The following is a 19,106-nucleotide window of genomic DNA, read 5'->3' as shown; positions in this document are numbered from 1 at the left end:
CATTGAGGAGCATAAAATGCCAGGTCGGGAAAGCGTCGGCAGGGAGGCGGCAACGCAGAGTCTCCCTCTGTTCCGGTTAAACGATTAAGCCAGCATGGTGCGTTACAGCCGGGCGACGCCCAGCGCGGCGGCCTGCTGCTCCCATGCCAGCATGACCTGATAATTGTCCCGATGCACCGGGCTGAATCCGCCGATCAGATTATCGTCGCAGATGGCGCGAAACGCAGGGTCGCTCACCAGCTGAAGCAGTATTGTGCGTAACGTCTCCAGCCGGGCCGCTGACGTTGAGGCTGCCGTGATCAGCGGTAATCCGGGTGCGGCTGGTGACTCTCCGATGATATGCAGGCCGCGCAGTTCCTCAGGTGCATGGCGCGCCAGCAGCGCCCAGCTGACGCAGTCGATCGCCGCGATATCCGCCTGTGAATCACGCAGTGCCGCCAGCGACTGACGGTGCCCGCCGCTCAGCAACAGCTGCGAAAACGTTATGCCCTGAAGCGCTGCTAACCGCCGCAGCGCGTTATAGCCGGAGTGCGAGTCCAGGCTGTTTGCCACGGCCCGCTGACCGTTGAAATCGGCGAGCGTTGCCTTTTTATCCCGCGCCACCAGCCAGCTGCGATACGCGTAACCGTTGCAGCCCGGTGCCCGATAGTGAAATGCACCGACCAGTTGCACTGCAGGCAACTGACTGACCAGCGGATAGCCGCAGGTCTGGCTCAGCAGCAACCGATCATTCTGCCAGTGTGTCAGCAAATCCTCAGGCCAGACCGGTTGCGCGGCCATACCTTGCTGCGCCAGCAGGGTAACCATCGCCTGCATCAGCGCCTGTGTAGCAGGCGGATGAATCGCATACATCGGCAAAGCGAGCAGGGTATTCATGTGTGTTCTCCGCTGTGTTTTCCGGTGGCGCGTAATGCACTCAAGGGTAGTTCAGATTCAGCAGCAACCGGCGCCCCGGCAATCTATTGGGTGCGCCAGTGCCTGACAGCAGAAACCCGCAGAAACCCGCAGAAACCCGAAGAGTGAAAGCCAGGTTGGTCAAAAGTAACGTGGATACGCTGCAGGCTATGTCGAAAATCCTGAATATAGCGCTGAAAGATATTGACTATCAGTGGCGGCGCGGAGGGCGTAACCTTTCCCTATCGAATATCGCCTTATGCTCACAGGCGTTTAACGCCTGTCAGGAGAACTACAGATGAAAAATATTGGCTTCTTATCTTTTGGTCACTGGACGCCTTCGTCTCAGTCTGCCACCCGTACCGCGCAGGATGTCTTATTGCAGTCGATCGACCTGGCGGTCGCCGCCGAAGAACTGGGCGCAGATGGCGCTTACTTCCGCGTCCACCATTTTGCCCGCCAGCTGAGCTCGCCGTTTCCGCTGCTGGCTGCCGTGGCCGCGCGCACCAAAAAGATTGAGATTGGCACCGGCGTCATCGACATGCGCTATGAAAACCCACTCTACATGGTGGAAGACGCCAGTTCAGCAGACCTGATCTCCAATGGTCGTCTGCAACTGGGTCTGAGCCGCGGTTCACCGGAGCAGGTGATTGATGGCTGGCGCTACTTTGGCTTTGAACCCAAAGCAGGTGAAAGCGATGCGGATATGGGACGTCGTCACACCGAAGAGTTCCTGGAGGTGCTGCGCGGCGAAGGCTTTGCGAAGCCGAATCCGCAGCCGATGTTCCCGAATCCGCCTGGCCTGCTGCGCCCTGAGCCGCTTTCTGAAGGGCTGCGCGACCGCATCTGGTGGGGCTCCGGATCCAATGCCACCGCAGAGTGGGCAGCAAAAATGGGCATGAACCTGCAAAGCTCAACCCTGAAAGATGATGAAACGGGTGAGCCGTTCCACATTCAGCAGGCGAAACAGATTCGCGCCTATCGTGAGGCCTGGAAAGCAGCCGGACATCAGCATGCGCCACGCGTCTCTGTCAGCCGCAGTATCTTTGCGCTGGTGAATGATATGGACCGCGCCTATTTTGGCCGCAGCGGTAACGACCAGGATTCGGTCGGTTTTCTGGATGAGAAAACCCGAGCCATCTTTGGCCGCAGCTACGCCGCAGAGCCTGAAGTGCTCATTAAGCAGCTGGCACAGGATGAAGCCATTGCCGAAGCGGATACGCTGCTGCTCACCGTGCCTAACCAGCTCGGTGTCGCCTATAACGCCCATGTTATTGAGGCGATCCTGAAGTATGTCGCCCCGGAACTCGGCTGGCGTTAAGTGACCCAGCGCCCTGGATAAGCAGGGCGCTATCTGGTTTACCTTGTCCGCAAATGATGCGCGTTCGTTGTAATGTCTCTGCAGCCTGTGCGTATCATCACCTTCTGATTCTTTAGCTTTTCCCCTCTGCGTTTATCGCTGGCAGGTTATTCCCGACCTGACAGGGTATTTCTCGCTCACTCACTCACTCTTAGTTAATACCTGCGATTTCTGGAGTGGTGACTTTTCCCTATTTTAGTCACGCCTGCGCCTGGAAGGGAGTTACATCCACTTAGTCAGCGTTTCAGCAAATCTTCTGCTTAAGCCGTTGCTGCTCGTTGCTCTTTAAAGATCGGCTCAACGGTTAATGCCTTTCCGTAACTAGTGACCATTGACAATATTGGTCACATGATAACAAAATGGCGGCACTCTCCTGCTTACTGTTGAAGGTCATCTATGCTCAGGTTCATTCCCGCCACCCTGGTTGTTTGTCTGCTGCCACTGGCGCTGGTGGGCTGCCGGGATAACGCGTCCAAAGCGGATCCGCGCACCCAGCCGCCGCTGGTCAGGGTCACGAAAGTTCTCAGCGCTGCTGATGACAGTCGCGCATTCAGCGGCATCGTGGTTGCCCGGGTTCAGAGCGACCTCGGCTTTCGGATATCGGGCAAAATCCTCGAAAGGCTGGTGGACAGCGGCCAGCGTGTGAAGCGTGGTCAGCCGCTGATGCGGCTTGATCCGGTCGATCTGCGACTGCAGGCCCAGTCCGCACAGCAGAGTGTTGCCGCTGCGCAGGCACGCGTCAGACAGACCCGTGCCGATGAAGCGCGTTACCACACACTGGTGGCAACTGGCGCGGTTTCCGTGTCGGCCTATGACCAGATTCGGGCCGCTGCGGCTACCGCGCTGGCCGATCTGAAAGCCGCGCAGGCGCAGGCCAGCGTGGCGACTAATGCCAGCGGATATGCGCTGTTACTGGCGGATGACGACGGTGTGGTGATGGCAACACTGGCGGAGCCGGGCCAGGTAGTGAGCGCCGGTGAGGCGGTTGTCAGACTGGCCAGAGCCGGGCAGCGTGAGGCGAGCGTTCAGTTGCCGGAGACGCTTCGTCCCGCAGTGGGCAGCGAGGCGCAGGCAACGCTTTATGGTGCGGGCAGTGCGCCCGTGTCAGCCCGGCTTCGGCAACTGGCGGATGCAGCCGATCCGATGACGCGCACCTATGAGGCGAGATATGTGCTGGAGGGCGCACTGGCCAGCGCGCCACTGGGTGCTACCGTCACAATTTCGTTAACCAATAAACCCATGCAAACGCAGCTGAAGGTGCCGCTGGCTGCGATCTATGATGCCGGTAAAGGGCCAGGCGTCTGGGATATTACGGGTCTGCCTGCCACTGTTGCCTGGCGGCCGGTCACGGTGATCGCGATCAGTGACGAGGCGGCGACCGTGACGGGGCAGCTGAATGCAGGCGATCGGATCGTGGCTCTCGGGGCACATCTGTTGCAGCAGGGCGAGCGCGTGCGACCCGATGACGCTGCGGTTGCAGGGAGCCAGCCATGAGCCACGGACGCTTTAATCTGTCAGCACTGGCCGTGCGCGAACGCGCCATCACGCTGTTTCTGATCATCCTGATTACCGTGGCGGGCATCCTGTCCTTTTTCGAACTGGGACGGGCAGAAGATCCGCCGTTCACTGTTAAACAGATGACGATTATCTCCGCGTGGCCAGGTGCGACGGCGCAGGAGATGCAGGATCAGGTGGCCGAACCGCTGGAGAAGCGGCTTCAGGAGCTGCGGTGGTATGAACGCAGCGAAACTTATACGCGGCCTGGCCTGGCGTTCACCATGCTCTCCCTGCAGGACAAAACGCCGCCCTCCCAGGTTCAGGAGGAGTTTTACCAGGCTCGTAAGAAGCTGGGCGATGAGAGCAGAAATCTGCCCGCCGGGGTCATCGGGCCGATGATCAACGACGAGTTCTCTGACGTGACCTTTGCGCTGCTGGCGCTGAAGGCAAAAGGGGAACCGCAGCGCCTGCTGGTGCGTGAGGCGGAATCACTGCGTCAGCAATTGCTGCATCTGCCGGGTGTGAAAAAGGTCAATATCATCGGCGAGCAGAGTGAGCGCATCTATGTTTCGTTTTCACACGATCGGCTGGCGACGCTCGGTATTACCCCACAGGAAATTTTTGCGGCACTGAACGACCAGAATGTCCTGACGCCTGCGGGCTCGATCGATACTCAGGGACCGCAGGTGTTTATCCGGCTGGAGGGCGCTTTTGATAAGCTGGAAAAAATTCGTGAGACACCGATTGTGGCGCAGGGGAGAAGCCTGAAGCTGGCAGACGTGGCTACCGTGACGCGGGGATATGAAGATCCCGCCACGTTTAAGGTTCGTCATCAGGGTGAACCCGCATTGCTGCTCGGTATTGTGATGCGTGATGGCTGGAACGGTCTGGCGTTGGGCAAGGCACTCGCTGCTGAAACCGTCAGCATAAATCAGGCAATGCCGTTGGGGATGTCACTGACTCAGGTCACGGATCAGTCCGTGAATATCCGCTCAGCGGTCGATGAATTTATGATTAAGTTCGTCGTGGCATTACTGGTGGTGATGGTGGTCTGCTTCGTCAGCATGGGCTGGCGTGTCGGAGTAGTGGTGGCGGCGGCCGTTCCGCTCACCCTGGCGGTAGTATTTGTGGTGATGGAAGCCTCCGGCAAAAACTTTGACCGCATCACGCTGGGATCGTTGATTCTGGCGCTGGGCCTGCTGGTGGATGATGCCATTATCGCCATTGAGATGATGGTCGTGAAGATGGAGGAGGGCTATGACCGCATCAAGGCGTCTGCCTATGCCTGGAGTCATACAGCGGCACCGATGCTGGCCGGAACCCTGGTCACCGCCGTGGGCTTTATGCCCAATGGTTTTGCGCAGTCCACGGCGGGTGAATACACCAGCAATATGTTCTGGATAGTGGGCATCGCCCTGATCGCCTCCTGGATTGTGGCCGTGGTATTTACGCCTTACCTCGGGGTGAAGCTGCTGCCTGACATCAAAACGGTGGAAGGCAGTCATGCAGCCATCTACAACACCCGTAACTACAATCGCTTTCGCCAGCTACTGACCGGCGTGATTGCGCGTAAAGGCTGGGTAGCAGGCGTGGTCATTGCCCTGTTTATCACCGCTGTGCTCGGAATGACACTGGTGAAAAAACAGTTTTTCCCGACCTCAGATCGGCCTGAAGTGCTGGTTGAAATTCAGCTTCCCTACGGCAGCGCCATTGAACAGACAGCGACTGCGGCTGAAAAGATTGAGACCTGGCTTAAACAGCAGCGTGAGGCAAAAATCGTCACCACCTACATTGGTCAGGGACCGCCGCGTTTTTACCTGGCGATGGCGCCCGAACTGCCCGATCCCGCCTTTGCCAAGCTGGTCATACTGACCGACAGTCAGGATGCACGCGAGGCGTTAAAAGCGCAGCTTCGCACCGCTATCGCCCGTGGCCTGGTGCCTGAAGCGCAGGTTCGCGTGACACAACTGGTATTTGGCCCTTATTCACCTTATCCGGTGGCGTGGCGCGTGATGGGGCCGGACCCGGTACGCCTGCATGTTATCGCTAATCAGGTGGAAGCCGTACTGCGTGCCAGCCCGATGATGAGGACGGTGAACACCGACTGGGGCGCACCCGTGCCGACACTGCATTTCTCGCTGGATCAAAACCGACTGCAGGCTGTGGGCCTGACCTCCAGTGAAGTCGCCCGGCAGTTGCAGTTTCTGTTGACGGGCGTGCCGGTCACCACCGTGCGGGAAGATATCCGCGCGGTCCAGGTCGTGGGCCGTTCCGCCGGAGATATCCGGCTCGATCCGGCTAAGATTGCTGACTTCACGCTGGCAGGTGCGGCGGGGCAACGTATCCCACTGTCGCAGATTGGTGAGGTGCAGGTGAAAATGGAAGATCCCCTGCTGAGGCGGCGCGACCGTACACCGACCATTACTGTTCGCGGAGATATTGCTGACTCCCTGCAGCCGCCGGATGTCTCCACGGCGCTGAACAAAGCGTTGCAACCGATCATCGCAACGCTGCCTGCGGGCTATCGCATTGAACTGGCCGGTGCAATAGAGGAGTCCGGTAAAGCGACACAGGCGATGGCGCCGCTGTTCCCAATCATGATTGCGATCACACTTTTAATCATCATTTTGCAGGTGCGTTCTCTGTCGGCGATGGTGATGGTATTTCTCACCGCACCTCTCGGGCTGATAGGTGTTGTGCCGACGCTGCTGCTGTTCGGTCAGCCGTTTGGTATCAATGCGCTGGTCGGGCTGATTGCCCTGTCGGGTATCCTGATGCGTAACACGCTGATCCTGATAGGGCAGATCCACCATAACGAACAGCAGGGGCTGGCACCTTTTGCTGCGGTGGTAGAAGCGACCGTACAGCGTGCGCGTCCTGTGTTACTGACGGCGATGGCGGCGGTGCTGGCGTTTATTCCACTCACCCACTCGGTGTTCTGGGGAACGCTGGCCTACACGCTGATTGGCGGCACGCTGGGCGGTACCCTAATCACGCTGGTTTTCCTGCCCGCGATGTATGCGATCTGGTTCCGTATTCGTCTGCCAGAGAGTAAAACGGCAGTTGTGAAACCGGCGCTGTCGGAATAGTCTCAGGGTGGCGGTTGCCGCTTCGCTGCTTTTTTTAAGCACAGCGGCGGCCGTCGGTTCATTGTCTTAAGCTTTTGAAGAAGGTGCATAAAAAGGTAAAAGCTATCAAACATATAGGATGAGACAGGTGTGCGATCCTGAAAATCCTCTATAGAGTAGCGATGAAAATACAAAAAAGAGGTGTGACCATGAGCAATTCCGTTGATGAAGATGCAAAAGATGCAAAGCCTATTGTCGAAGCCGATCGCGAAGCGCCTGAGGGCAAATGTCCTTTTCACGCGGGCAAACCACCTCAGTCAAATCAGGCGCCGGGTGGCGGAACAACTAACCGTGACTGGTGGCCGAATCAACTCCGGGTTGACCTGCTGAACCAGCACTCATCCCGTTCGAACCCGCTTGATGAATCCTTCGATTACCGTAAAGAATTTGCCAAATTAGATTACTCTGCGCTGAAAGCTGACATCAAAGGGTTGCTCACCGAATCACAATCCTGGTGGCCCGCTGACTGGGGCAGCTATATCGGTCTGTTTATTCGCATGGCCTGGCACAGCGCCGGAACCTATCGCTCCGTGGACGGACGCGGTGGTTCGGGCCGTGGTCAGCAACGTTTCGCCCCGTTAAACTCCTGGCCTGATAACGTCAGCCTGGATAAAGCGCGCCGTTTACTGTGGCCAATCAAACAGAAATATGGTCAGAAAATCTCCTGGGCCGACCTCTATATTCTGGCGGGTAACGTTGCGCTGGAAAACTCCGGGTTCCGCACCTTTGGTTTTGGTGCCGGCCGTGACGATGTCTGGGAACCGGATATGGATGTGAACTGGGGCGAAGAAGCGGCCTGGCTGGAACACCGTCATCCGGAATCTCTGGCGCAGTCACCACTGGGTGCCACTGAAATGGGTCTGATCTACGTGAACCCGGAAGGTCCGGAACACAGCGGCGATCCTGCTTCTGCGGCCCCGGCTATTCGTGCCACCTTCGGCAATATGGGGATGAATGACGAAGAGATCGTCGCGCTGATTGCAGGTGGTCATACGCTGGGTAAAACCCACGGTGCCGCACCCGCCAGCCACGTCGGTGTCGATCCCGAAACCGCGCCCATTGAAGCGCAGGGTCTGGGCTGGGTTAACAGCCACGGCACAGGTGTCGGTGCAGATGCGATCACCTCTGGCCTGGAAGTCATCTGGTCTCAGACGCCTACCCAGTGGAGCAACTACTTCTTCGAGAACCTGTTCAAATATGAGTGGGTCCAGACGCGCAGTCCAGCTGGCGCTATTCAGTTTGAAGCGGCTGATGCACCGGAAATCATCCCGGATGCGTTTGATTCCACGAAGAAACACAAACCGACCATGCTGGTCACTGACCTGACGCTGCGTTTTGACCCGGAATTTGAAAAAATTTCGCGTCGATTCCACAACGATCCGCAGGCGTTCAACGAAGCCTTTGCCCGTGCCTGGTTTAAGCTGACGCACCGTGATATGGGGCCAAAAGCGCGTTACATCGGTCCGGAAGTGCCACAGGAAGATCTGATCTGGCAGGATCCGCTGCCTGCACCGGTTTATCATCCAACCGTGGCAGATATCGCCCAGCTGAAAGAGAAGATTGCAGCATCCGGTCTCAGCGTCAGCGAGCTGGTGTCAGTTGCGTGGGCCTCGGCATCCACCTTCCGTGGTGGCGACAAGCGTGGTGGTGCCAACGGTGCCCGACTGGCGCTGCTGCCGCAACGTGAATGGCAGGTCAATGCCATCGCGGCACGCGTGTTGCCGACGCTGGAAGCGATCCAGCGCGAAGCACACAAGGCTTCACTGGCGGATGTGATCGTGCTGGCGGGTGTTGTGGGCGTTGAGCAGGCGGCGAAAGCGGCTGGCGTCGCGATTGAGGTTCCGTTCACGCCGGGCCGCGTTGATGCGCGTCAGGATCAGACCGACATCGAGTCGTTCGATCTGCTGAAACCGCGTGCTGATGGTTTCCGCAACTACGGCACTGGCTTTGGCAAAACCACCACTGAAAGTCTGCTGATCGATAAAGCGCAACAGCTGACGCTGACTGTACCGGAGTTAACGGTGCTGGTGGGCGGGATGCGTGCACTGGGTGCTAACTTTGATGGCAGCCAGCACGGTATCTTCACGCACCATGTGGGATCGCTGAACACAGATTTCTTCGTCAATCTGCTGGATATGCGTACCGAATGGAAAGCGACTGATAGCAGCAACGAGCACTTTACCGGACGTGATCGTGTTAATGGAGAAACCCGTTTCACCGCCACCCGCGCCGACCTGGTATTCGGTTCTAACGCGGTGTTACGTGCCTCGGCGGAAGTCTATGCCAGCAGTGATGCCCGTGAAAAATTCGTCAAAGACTTTGTGGCCGCCTGGACCAAAGTGATGAATCTGGATCGGTTTGATATCTGATTGGTAGTAACACGATAAAACGCTGACAAGTGACTGCACCCCAAAAGTTGGTAATCCAACTGAGTAGGGTGCAGTTTTTTTTGCGCGCTATGCTTCTGATGGCAGGTCTGAGGCGATTCTTTTTACTCAGACCTGGTGTGGCAGATAATTACTCGTCCAGTTTCAGCGGCGGCAACTGCGCAAAAATGCTCAGCAGGCCTTCGCCCCAGCCTTTGCGGATCATGTCGAAATAGGGGTGCGTTTCGGTAATTCGATGCTGCTGCGCGGCACCAAAGCTGTCTTTGGGGTAGGTCATCACATCCAGCGGCAGGCCCACGGAAAGATTACTGCGCAGTGTGGAGTCCATCGAAATCAGTGCACATTGCATCGCCTGATCCAGAGCGGTGTCGTAGTTCAGCACGCGATCAATAATCGGCTTACCATACTTACTCTCACCTACCTGGAAATAGGGCGTGTCGTGCGTGGCTTCAATGAAGTTTCCCTGCGGATAGATGTGGAACAGCCGCAGACCTTCCCCTTTAATCTGTCCACCGAGCAGCAGGTTGCAGCTGAAATCTGTATTACCGCCCTGATTTGCGCCGCTGTCCCGGGCGATCACTTCACGCACCGTTTCACCCAGCAAACTGGCGGCATCATACAGGGAAGTTACGTTCAGCAGGTTTTCCCGCTCATCGTCTGCGCAGCGACGATGCAGCAGACTGATAATGCTCTGTGTGGTCGCCAGATTTCCGGCACTCTGAATCACCAGCACGCGCTCATCGCTTTGATGAAACACATGCAGTTTACGGAAGGTGGAAATATGGTCCACTCCGGCATTGGTGCGTGAATCTGAAACAAACACCAGGCCAGAGGACAAGCGCATGGCCACACAGTAAGTCATAAAATGGCTTCCTCAGGTATTCAGGATCATTGCGGAACGTCGAGCATGGCAACGGCGGCAACAGTGCGCATGTCTTCGCTTCCTCCACCTAACCGGATACCGCGGACCGGGCATGCATCAAGATAATCTATGCCGATAGCCAGTTTCAAATGCTGATTCGGTTGGCAGGTGTTATTGGTGACATCAAAGCTCTGCCACCGGTCATCCAGCCAGGCTTCCGCCCACGCATGCATGGCCACATGTGCGGAGTCTTCCGAGTATAGATAGCCGCTGACGTAACGCGCCGGGATACCCAGGCTGCGGCAGCAGGCCAGGAAAACATGCGTGTGGTCCTGACATACGCCGGTTTGGGCGGAAAAGGCCTGGGAAGCGCTGTCTTTTACCGTGGTGCTGCCGGGGTTATAGGGCATTTTCAGCAGCAGTTCGCCCATCAGATTGCACAGACTCTCATGCTGTGCCTGCGGCCGGTAGTAACGACTGGCGAAATCGCGGATCGCGCCATCGGCCAGCGTCAGCGGGCTGGTGCGCAGAAACACCAGGGGTGAGAGATGCCCGCAATTATCGTCTTCCGTATTATCTTCGATCTCCACCACGCCGTTGGCGACAATGGTAATGGCCTGATGGGGCTGGTCGAGTGTCAGAACATGCAGGATATTGCCGTAAGCATCCAGCGTGCGGGTGGCGTATTCCGGCAAGGTCAGATCCCACGACAATATCTTCTGATGACTGGAATCCTGCGGCGTAAGGCGAAGATATTGCGTGCTGTGTTTAACCTGTTGAGCATAGCTGTAATGCGTCTGATGCGTGACATTCAGTTTCATTATTGAGCCTCCAGATAGGTTTGATGAATGCACTCAGCGATGGCATTGGTCTGATCCAGAAACTGCATCAGCCAGGGACTGAGACCCATCTCAACAATTTCGTCCATTTCGGTGAAGCGCAGCTGAGCGTAAAGGGTATGAACGCGACGACGAGGCTGATTACCCGCGCTGCCACCGATCTCATCCAGCTCCTGGGCCATAAGTTCGATGCAGGAAAGCAGAGAACGCGGTAGCTCGCGGCGCAGTATCAACAGCTCGGCAATACCTCTTTGGCTGATTTGCTGCTTATAAAGCGTGTGGAACGCTTCGCGGGCGCTGACTGCACGCAATAGCGTGTCCATCCGGTAGTATTCACGCACCGGATCCTCATCGGCGTTCAACAGCTGATTTTTAGCATCCAGCAGGCGCGCGGTGCTGTCTGCGCGTTCCAGCAGGGTACCGAGGCGGATGAAGTTTTGTGCATCACTGCGCAGCAAGGTGCCAAACATCGCCCCACGGAACAGATGTGAACGCTCTTTGACCCAGTCAAAGAACGCATCTGCACCGGCAGAACCGACGCCCTGACGGCGGATCAGCTTCATCTCTATCCACGTAGCATTGATGCTTTCCCAGACTTCAGACGAAAGACTGCCGCGCACCGCATGCGCATTGTTCCAGGCCATTTGCAGACAACTGAAAATGCTGCTGTGGTTGAAACTGTCCAGTGCAAAGAAATTAAGCAGATTCCCCATCGACGCCTGCGGATAGTGCTCGTCGAACAGATCCCGCGTGCCGGTCATGGTCAGCGGGACCAGTAAATCATTGTTTTCATCGCGTGCGTGGACATCACGGATCGACATCATCGACAGCTTATTGGTCACGTCCAGCAGGCGTGCAATTGTCTCGGCGCGTTCCAGATAACGTGCCATCCAGTACAGTTCGCTGGCTGTTCTGCTTAGCATGCGTCATCCTCCGTCGCATTTTCTTCCAGTACCCAGGTATCTTTGGTTCCGCCGCCCTGAGAGGAATTCACCACCAGTGAGCCTTCTTCCAGTGCTACGCGGGTTAATCCACCCGGTACCAGACGAATTTCGGCGCCGGTCAGCGCAAAGGGCCGCAGGTCGATGTGACGCGGTGCGAGCCCGTTATCGACAAAGGTTGGGCAGGTGGAAAGCGCCAGTGTTTCCTGCGCGATGTAATTTTCCGGTCGAGCGCGCAGCAATTCACGGAAACGTTCAATTTCCGCCTTGCTGGCCTTGGGTCCAATCAGCATGCCGTAACCGCCTGCACCATGAACCTCTTTCACCACCATTTTTTCCAGGTTTGCCAGTACGAAAGAGAGATCGCTCTCTTTGCGGCATTGCCACGTCGGCACGTTGTTGAGAATGGGATCCTCAGCAAGGTAGTAGCGGATCATCTCCGGAACATACGGATAGATCGATTTATCATCTGCCACGCCGGTGCCTATCGCATTCGCCAGCACCACACCACCGGATCGGTAGACTGACAGCAGGCCGGGAACGCCGAGCATGGAATCGGCGCGAAACGCCAGCGGGTCGAGGAAGGCGTCGTCGATACGTCGATAGATCACATCAATCCTGCAGGGACCTGCGGTAGTGCGCATAAACACCGCGCCGTCTTTCACGAACAGATCGACACTTTCAACCAGTTCAACGCCCATTTGTTGAGCGAGGAAGCTGTGCTCGAAATAGGCGCTGTTAAAGCGGCCAGGTGTCAGTACCACAACGGTCGGATCGTTGACGGTCGTGCTTTCGCGCAGGGTTTGCAGTAAGTGAGAAGGGTAGCGGGAAACCGGCGCGATACGCTGCCCGGCAAACAGTTCGGGATATAACCGCATCATCATTTTGCGGTTTTCCAGCATGTAAGAGACACCAGAGGGCGTACGGAGGTTATCTTCCAGGACGTAATATTCGCCATCGCCTCCCCGCACCATGTCGGTTCCGGCAATGTGGGCGTAAGTATCACGGTGAAGGTCGATACCCTGCATGCACGGCTGATACTGCTCGTTGGCCAGCACCTGTTCAGCGGGCACAATCCCTGCCTTGAGGATCTTCTGGTCATGATAAATATCATGCAGAAACGCATTGAGTGCCTGAACCCGCTGACGAATCCCGCGATCAAGCATCTGCCATTCGCTGGCCGGAATAATACGTGGCACGCTGTCGAACGGGATCAGCCGTTCCGCGCCATCGTTTTCACCATAAACATTAAAGGTAATCCCCACCCGGTGAAACAACAGCGCAGCTTCCTCTTTTTTGCGCTGGACGGCCTGCTGATCGGCTTTCTGCAACCACTGCCAGTAGTCCTGATAATGGCTGCGGTGTTTACCTTCAGCCATCAACATTTCATCAAAAAAGGGTGAATCGGAAAGGTCAATCTTGATCATCATCACCTCACAAACAGGACAGGCTGCAATTGAATCGTTCAATAACACTGACGATCAGGCATAAAGTGTGCCAGGGTGCAAAATGGGCTGAAAATCAGGGAAAAAGGGGCGGTTCTGCCCTGTTCGGGTGCGGCTCGCTTTCAGGTTGTGTAAAAAGAGGGCAAAAACAAGGTGCTTACTTTAAATATGGTCGCTGATGAGGCAATTGCCAGTAATGCAAGGAAAACGACGCACTTACCGCAGAGTCCGCTTATCGGCTCCATGTGGATCAATTCAAGCTGCCTTAAGCAACATCTGCTCATGGAGCGCAGCAGAAAAACTCCAGGAATGAGAGATCTGTTGAGCGCGAGAAACGGACAGCGAGTGAGACTGAAGCGGTAAGATAATTCAGACATTCAGGGCGATTCAGGCTGCAATTTATGTTTATATAAATTTTGAGAATCAGTAACTAAGAATTTTTAAGAGGGTGGAATGTGCGTATTCGACCATCATCACGGCTGATCATTCTTTCGCCTGAAAATCATGTCCTGCTCTTCAGGTTCTGTCATGAAGACGATGCTCTGAGGGGAAAAACATACTGGGCAACGCCGGGAGGAGGGCTTGAAAATAATGAATCTTTCGAGCAGGCCGCTCTACGCGAATTATTTGAAGAGACGGGTTTGACAGGAACATTAACTGGACCAGAAATAGCGTCCCGAACTTTCACAATGATGTTACCCAGTGGAGAGACAGTACTTGCTGATGAGCGGTTCTTTATGGTTAATGCAAATACCGTCGATCTCGATCGCTCAGGATGGAGTAGCAATGAAAAGGAAGTCATTCGCGATTATCATTGGTGGACAATAGAAGAGCTGATACACACCAATGAGACAATTTTTCCACGCGACTTAATCATTAACATACTTCAAAGCAAGCCGGACGGATCGTCGACGTTAACGGCGTCATGATATTCTGAACCTCTTCACTGACGCAAAACTGTCCACGGTTGTAACCCGTCTTTCTTCAATGTCATGACTTTGCTGCTATCAGCCCGTCACATAACAGCAACTGCCGCTCTCAAATATTTATTAGGGTGAAAATCCTTTCAGAGCCAGGGTTGCCTGAAGAGAAGGGTTATTCAGACTCAAACGCCAAAAAGCAAAAAGCCCGCTTAGTTTCCTAAGCAGGCTTTTCTAATTTGGCTCCTCTGACTGGACTCGAACCAGTGACATACGGATTAACAGTCCGCCGTTCTACCGACTGAACTACAGAGGAATCGTTTGAACGGAGCGCATAGTAACGGCCACGCCAGAGCATGTCAAAGCTCTTTTTCATAAATTAGCGCGACTGCTGAAATAGTCGCCACTATCGCGTGTTATGCCGTGATAGAACGCGCTGCATAGAGCATTCATGCGGAAGAAGAGGCACGGAAAACTGAGGTGTTTATGAGGTGTTCTGATGGTGCAAAGCGCTTGTCAGACTGCTGTGCGCATGATTTAAGCGGATAGTTTTTTACGGCCGTCACAAAGTCTCTATTCTCGCTTTGTCAGCAACAGAAACGAAACGTAGATTTCATTTCAATCCTGAACAGAATATACGGAGTTGACATGAACAAAGTCAGAATCGGCATGATCGGCAGCGGCTATATCGGGCGTTGCCACGCCATTGCCTACGCCCAGGCACCCACCGTCTTCGCGCTGAAAGGCGAAATCGTGCGGGAGATGCTGGCCGAAGTGAATCCTGAGCTGGCGGCCCGACAGGCAGCAACCTTTGGTTTTGCGCGTTCAACCGGCGACTGGCGCGCGCTGGTCAGCGATCCGGCGATTGATGTGGTGGATATCTGCGCGCCTAACTTCCTGCACAAAGAGATGGCACTGGAGGCGATTCGCCACGGCAAACATGTCTATTCAGAAAAGCCGCTGTCGCTGAGCGTGGCGGACGCGCAGGAGATGGTCGCAGCGGCTGAAGCCGCAGGGGTAAAAACGCTGGTCGGCTTTAACTATATGAAAAACCCCACCAGCCAGCTGGCAAAAGAGATCATTGCCAATGGCGAAATTGGGGATGTGGTCCATTTCTACGGCACCCACAACGAAGATTACCTCGCCAGACCGGAAACCCCGCTCGACTGGCACTGTCAGAAAGCGCTGGCCGGTCTGGGTGCACTGGGCGATCTGGCGGCGCACATCGTCAATATGGCGCACTACCTGGTCGGTGACATTGCAGAGGTCAGCGGCGACATGATGACGGTAATTACCTCACGGCCCGACCCGAAAGCACCTGAACGGCAGTTACCGGTTGAAAACGAGGATCAGGCCAGCGCGCTGCTGCGCTTCTCGAATGGCGCACATGGCGTGATTGAAACCTCACGCATCGCCTGTGGCGCAAAAATGGGGCTGACGTACGTCGTCACCGGCACCAAAGGCACACTGCGGTATACCCAGGAGCGTATGGCGGAGCTTGAGCTTTATCTGCATGACGATCCCGCCGGGCGTCAGGGATTTAAAACCATCCTGACCGGGCCAGCCCATCCTGATTACGCGAACTTCTGTGTTTCAGCCGGGCACGGCATCGGATTTAACGATCAAAAAACGGTGGAAATCCGCGATCTGATCAACGGTATCGCGGCGGGTGATCGCATGTGGCCCGATTTCGCAGAGGGATTGCAGGTGCAGAAAGTCCTGGAAGCGATTGCGTACTCCGCAGAGCAGCGTCGCTGGATCGAGGTGTAATGCAGCGTCACAGGTGAGAGGAGATTGCCGCTGCGGTAATGAATGCCGTCGGGCAGGGCGGGAACCTGGGTTTCCCGCCCTGACGTAATCAGATCAAGCCGCTTTTTTCCCACCACAGCTTGTCCAGCGCATAGAACCGATCACGCTGGCTCTCCGGCTGATTGAGATCGCGTTTCCACGGCTTCGCCAGAATATAGTGCAGGTTCTTCACCTCATCATCCTGCCAGAGGCCACGGTGCTGGAAGGGCAGCGTTTTTAACGCATTGTAGATATAAGAGAGCGGTTTCCAGCGTTCCGCGAACACTTCATTCAGCAGATCCTGCTCGGAGAACGGATAAGCGCTGAGATCATCAATGGCGGCAATACGTTTTTCCAGTGCGTCGAACATTGCGTTGTCAGGCTTCAGCACCAGAAAACCGCCGTTGAGATAATAGTCGACGCTCTCCGGGGCCTGCTCACCGCGCGCCTGCCAGGTGTAATGACACTGCTCTGGCTGCCATTCTGGCGGATAAGAGGCAATCTGGTTGGGATTACAGCGGCAGGCGTGACAGGCAGCCAGCGGGTTTTCACCCAGATCCAGCGTAAACAGCTCATCCATGTTTTTAAGGACCAGCATATCGGCATCCAGGAACACCACGCGCTGATAATCGGTGAGCTGCCAGGCGCGCAGCTTGGTCCAGACCTCACCGAACTGCGCCGAGGCGTAATGCTGGTCGAGATCGTCACGCGGATAGAGCGGATCGACCGGTTTAATCACACAGCCTTCATTTTGCAGAATCTGACAGTCAGCGTCTGAAATCGCCGATGTCGTCATCACCACCAGCGGCCACTGGCTCTGGCTCTCTTTCAGCGAACGGTGCAGCGCTTTCACGCCCACCAGATAATCGGGTTGTGTTAACAGCGTTACCCAGGCAAACATAGCTTTCCTCAATCAGTCAAAAAGTGGCGTGATGTAGTCGTTACCCAGTCGGCCCTGCGGGTCGAGCTGGCTGCGCAGGGCGCGGAAGGCGTCCCACTTCGGATAGATCTCACGCCAGTTGTAGCGTTCTTCGTCGTAATACTTGCCCCAGTGCGGGCGTCCACCCTCCTCGGCGAGCAATTTTTCCACTTCAGTCAGGAAGTGCAGCCCTTCCTGAGATAGCGAGCCATCATCGGCGTAATAGACGACAAAGCCGAAAAAGCAGGTGGGCTGGTCAGTTGCCGGGCTGAGCCAGGCTGATGATGCGCCAGTGCAGCGCAGGATAATCGGGTAGTGCATATGCGGACGGTTTTCGGCATACCACTGCTTGATCCGGCGAATAATGGCCGGCGTTTTTGCCAGCGGTACGCCGATTTCCACATTGATCTGGGGAACTGCAATGCCACGGCAGAAGAGCTGGTAGATGTCACCGGTAACATCGGTGAAATCACGAAAACGGGTAACGGTGCGGAACTGTTTTCCCCCTTTGCCCTCAATCTGAGTATCGCGATGCATATGCGCCAGCGTCTGGTCGATAGTGTCGTTAAGACTCTCATCAACCTCACCCTCATGTTCCACCACCTGACGACCCTGTGCTTCATAGCGATTACGCTCTTCGGCACTCGCTTCATGGGCGTTCCAGACGTGCATCAGGTTGTCGTCAACAAACCACCACGCTTTGCTCAGCGGATAGTCGTTGTTCCAGCGCAACAGGTCCTCTTCAAGCGTATCGGCGGACACGGCATTCTTGTGGCAGGTGAAAATGCGAAACGGCTGCGTACGAAGTTTTACCGCAGTAACAATGCCCAGCGCCCCGAGAGAAACCTGCGCGGCCGGGAAGTCAGCCTCACCACGAACAAATTCGCGCACGCTGCCATCGGCCAGCACCATCCGGATTGCCAGCGCCTCATCGGCAATCGAACTCTGCTGCAAACCCTGGCCGTGCGTGCCGGTCGCCATCGCACCGGCCAGCGTCTGAATCGCTATCACACCTGGCGAAGATGCCAGCATGCGGTTCATTTCGGTCAGGCTGCGATAAACCTGCTCAAGCGGGGTCGCGCCACCAAAGGTCACGCTCTCTTCATCGCTGGCGAGCTGGCCACTCAGTGCGCTGAGATCAAGCAGCACATCATCATCAGCGACGTGCAGCATGCGGCCTGGCGACAGCTTGCTGCCAATCACCCGAATCTGACCGCGTGACTCCCGAAGAAGTGTCTGTAATTCCGCTTCACTGGCGGGACGATGAACCTGCTGACGACGGCCGATCTGCGCGTTCTGCGCCCAGTTCCACAGTGCATCATCATCGGGTTTAATATGGGTCTGACGAAGCGGATAGAGGCGTGCGTCTCTGGTCACAACAGTATTCCTTATTATTGCATTTAAAAGACAAGTATCACTAAGCGTAGACTATTGCCAAATGCAGTCAGGAATGCCGGTAATTATTTACGGATGTAACGTAACGTTGCGGTGACAGCCAGCTGACGATTGCGGCGAATACTCTCCGCTTCGCTATTATCAGGGCTAAACAGAGCGTTGAAAGTATAACGGTTCGAAACGTGGTGAACGCAGATGCTACTGATCAGGCGATGAACATCAATGGTCTGCACGCCGGATGTAAACACGCCCTGTTGCTGACCCCGTGCCAGGATATCATCCAGCAGATCCAGCGCACTGCGGTTCAGTGCTTTTATCTGCGCCGACTGGGAAATATAGCGACCGCGCAGCAGGTTCTCACTGCACACCAGCCGGATAAAATCGGGATGCTCGACATGGTAATCAAAACTGGCTTCCACCAGCCGTGTCATAGCCAGCTCTGGCTCCATCGCCGCAAGGTTAAGGCCCGTTTCATGCTGACGTATCTGCTGATAAACCTGTTCCAGCACGTCGATATAAAGCTGTTCTTTACTGCCAAAGTGATAGACCACCATGCGTTTCGTGGTCTGCGCATGCTCAGCAATCTGCTCCAGCCGCGCACCCTGCATGCCAAATTCTGCAAACGTCTTAAGTGCGCCGGCAATGATGCGTTTTTTCAGCCCTTCAGGGTCATTTTTACGTTTTGTTAGTTCTGACATGGTGCTCAATAAAGTGATTCTGACCGGGGAATG

The 19,106-nt window shown here is 55.7% G+C and carries 14 protein-coding genes and 1 tRNA gene; 6 read left to right on the top strand and 9 right to left on the bottom strand.

All coding sequences use genetic code 11. The annotated features are described in order from the left end of the window. Window positions 1–102 precede the first annotated feature (102 nt). Window positions 103–876, bottom strand: a complete 774-nt coding sequence (locus H7K52_RS00810) for a phosphate/phosphite/phosphonate ABC transporter substrate-binding protein (protein WP_182629523.1) — start codon at window positions 874–876, stop codon at window positions 103–105. A gap of 316 nt (window positions 877–1,192) precedes the next feature. Between H7K52_RS00810 and H7K52_RS00805 the strand changes: the two genes are divergently transcribed. The 4 genes from H7K52_RS00805 (at window position 1,193) to katG (ending at window position 9,248) form a co-directional block, all read left to right on the top strand. Beyond that, window positions 1,193–2,215 (top strand): LLM class flavin-dependent oxidoreductase, encoded by a 1,023-nt coding sequence (locus H7K52_RS00805; protein ID WP_004571347.1) that lies wholly within the window; start codon window positions 1,193–1,195, stop codon window positions 2,213–2,215. A gap of 435 nt (window positions 2,216–2,650) precedes the next feature. After that, the gene (locus H7K52_RS00800) at window positions 2,651–3,748 is read left to right on the top strand and encodes an efflux RND transporter periplasmic adaptor subunit (RefSeq protein ID WP_182629522.1); all 1,098 of its coding nucleotides are present in this window, start codon (window positions 2,651–2,653) and stop codon (window positions 3,746–3,748) included. Next, window positions 3,745–6,840, top strand: coding sequence for an efflux RND transporter permease subunit (locus tag H7K52_RS00795; protein WP_182629521.1), 3,096 nt, complete (start codon window positions 3,745–3,747; stop codon window positions 6,838–6,840). The genes H7K52_RS00800 and H7K52_RS00795 overlap by 4 nt, the downstream gene beginning before the upstream one ends. A gap of 188 nt (window positions 6,841–7,028) precedes the next feature. Further along, complete coding sequence (gene katG, locus H7K52_RS00790) at window positions 7,029–9,248, top strand: catalase/peroxidase HPI (RefSeq protein ID WP_004571350.1); 2,220 nt, start codon at window positions 7,029–7,031, stop codon at window positions 9,246–9,248. A 148-nt stretch (window positions 9,249–9,396) separates the two neighbouring features. On the opposite strand, the gene H7K52_RS00785 is transcribed toward katG, so the two are convergent. Genes H7K52_RS00785 through H7K52_RS00770 form a run of 4 tightly spaced genes read right to left on the bottom strand, consistent with a single transcriptional unit; the run spans window position 9,397 to window position 13,335 of the window. Further along, window positions 9,397–10,128 (bottom strand): proteasome-type protease, encoded by a 732-nt coding sequence (locus tag H7K52_RS00785; protein ID WP_182629520.1) that lies wholly within the window; start codon window positions 10,126–10,128, stop codon window positions 9,397–9,399. 26 nt (window positions 10,129–10,154) lie between these two features. Then, the gene (locus H7K52_RS00780) at window positions 10,155–10,949 is read right to left on the bottom strand and encodes a transglutaminase family protein (RefSeq protein ID WP_004571352.1); all 795 of its coding nucleotides are present in this window, start codon (window positions 10,947–10,949) and stop codon (window positions 10,155–10,157) included. Further along, on the bottom strand, window positions 10,949–11,890 hold the full coding sequence (locus H7K52_RS00775; RefSeq protein ID WP_004571353.1) for an alpha-E domain-containing protein: 942 nt from the start codon (window positions 11,888–11,890) through the stop codon (window positions 10,949–10,951). The genes H7K52_RS00780 and H7K52_RS00775 overlap by 1 nt, the downstream gene beginning before the upstream one ends. Continuing rightward, a complete protein-coding gene (locus H7K52_RS00770; RefSeq protein WP_182629702.1) occupies window positions 11,884–13,335 on the bottom strand; it encodes a circularly permuted type 2 ATP-grasp protein in 1,452 nt (483 codons plus the stop codon). The genes H7K52_RS00775 and H7K52_RS00770 overlap by 7 nt, the downstream gene beginning before the upstream one ends. Window positions 13,336–13,808: 473 nt before the next feature. Here H7K52_RS00770 and H7K52_RS00765 point away from each other — a divergent pair, with 473 nt between their 5' ends. Beyond that, window positions 13,809–14,282 (top strand): NUDIX hydrolase, encoded by a 474-nt coding sequence (locus H7K52_RS00765; RefSeq protein WP_033762056.1) that lies wholly within the window; start codon window positions 13,809–13,811, stop codon window positions 14,280–14,282. A 231-nt stretch (window positions 14,283–14,513) separates the two neighbouring features. On the opposite strand, the gene H7K52_RS00760 is transcribed toward H7K52_RS00765, so the two are convergent. Continuing rightward, window positions 14,514–14,589 (bottom strand) — tRNA-Asn (locus tag H7K52_RS00760). Window positions 14,590–14,921: 332 nt separating this feature from the next. Here H7K52_RS00760 and H7K52_RS00755 point away from each other — a divergent pair. Beyond that, entirely contained in the window at window positions 14,922–16,043 is a 1,122-nt protein-coding gene (locus tag H7K52_RS00755; RefSeq protein WP_154926609.1) for a Gfo/Idh/MocA family protein, read from the top strand. A gap of 88 nt (window positions 16,044–16,131) precedes the next feature. Here the strand turns inward: H7K52_RS00755 and H7K52_RS00750 are convergent, their stop codons facing one another. The 3 genes from H7K52_RS00750 to H7K52_RS00740 all read right to left on the bottom strand — a co-directional run bounded on the left by H7K52_RS00750 (window position 16,132) and on the right by H7K52_RS00740 (window position 19,073). Next, the gene (locus H7K52_RS00750; RefSeq protein ID WP_004571356.1) at window positions 16,132–16,962 is read right to left on the bottom strand and encodes a glycosyltransferase family 8 protein; all 831 of its coding nucleotides are present in this window, start codon (window positions 16,960–16,962) and stop codon (window positions 16,132–16,134) included. Between the two features lie 12 nt (window positions 16,963–16,974). Next, the gene (locus tag H7K52_RS00745) at window positions 16,975–18,357 is read right to left on the bottom strand and encodes a D-arabinono-1,4-lactone oxidase (protein ID WP_182629519.1); all 1,383 of its coding nucleotides are present in this window, start codon (window positions 18,355–18,357) and stop codon (window positions 16,975–16,977) included. Between the two features lie 83 nt (window positions 18,358–18,440). After that, window positions 18,441–19,073, bottom strand: coding sequence for a TetR/AcrR family transcriptional regulator (locus H7K52_RS00740; protein WP_008926027.1), 633 nt, complete (start codon window positions 19,071–19,073; stop codon window positions 18,441–18,443). Window positions 19,074–19,106 lie beyond the last annotated feature (33 nt).

Origin of the sequence: Pantoea hericii, from assembly GCF_014155795.1 — a bacterium.
GTDB lineage: Bacteria > Pseudomonadota > Gammaproteobacteria > Enterobacterales > Enterobacteriaceae > Pantoea > Pantoea eucalypti.
The sequence above is the reverse complement of the archived record's forward strand: the minus strand, read 5'-3'. Positions and strand labels throughout refer to the sequence as shown.

Coding starts and splice junctions, on each gene's coding strand:
- H7K52_RS00810 (WP_182629523.1), bottom strand. CDS start 876: ATGAATACCCTGCTCGCTTTGCCGATGTATGCGATTCATCCGCCTGCT.
- H7K52_RS00805 (WP_004571347.1), top strand. CDS start 1,193: ATGAAAAATATTGGCTTCTTATCTTTTGGTCACTGGACGCCTTCGTCT.
- H7K52_RS00800 (WP_182629522.1), top strand. CDS start 2,651: ATGCTCAGGTTCATTCCCGCCACCCTGGTTGTTTGTCTGCTGCCACTG.
- H7K52_RS00795 (WP_182629521.1), top strand. CDS start 3,745: ATGAGCCACGGACGCTTTAATCTGTCAGCACTGGCCGTGCGCGAACGC.
- katG (WP_004571350.1), top strand. CDS start 7,029: ATGAGCAATTCCGTTGATGAAGATGCAAAAGATGCAAAGCCTATTGTC.
- H7K52_RS00785 (WP_182629520.1), bottom strand. CDS start 10,128: ATGACTTACTGTGTGGCCATGCGCTTGTCCTCTGGCCTGGTGTTTGTT.
- H7K52_RS00780 (WP_004571352.1), bottom strand. CDS start 10,949: ATGAAACTGAATGTCACGCATCAGACGCATTACAGCTATGCTCAACAG.
- H7K52_RS00775 (WP_004571353.1), bottom strand. CDS start 11,890: ATGCTAAGCAGAACAGCCAGCGAACTGTACTGGATGGCACGTTATCTG.
- H7K52_RS00770 (WP_182629702.1), bottom strand. CDS start 13,335: ATGATCAAGATTGACCTTTCCGATTCACCCTTTTTTGATGAAATGTTG.
- H7K52_RS00755 (WP_154926609.1), top strand. CDS start 14,922: ATGAACAAAGTCAGAATCGGCATGATCGGCAGCGGCTATATCGGGCGT.
- H7K52_RS00750 (WP_004571356.1), bottom strand. CDS start 16,962: ATGTTTGCCTGGGTAACGCTGTTAACACAACCCGATTATCTGGTGGGC.
- H7K52_RS00740 (WP_008926027.1), bottom strand. CDS start 19,073: ATGTCAGAACTAACAAAACGTAAAAATGACCCTGAAGGGCTGAAAAAA.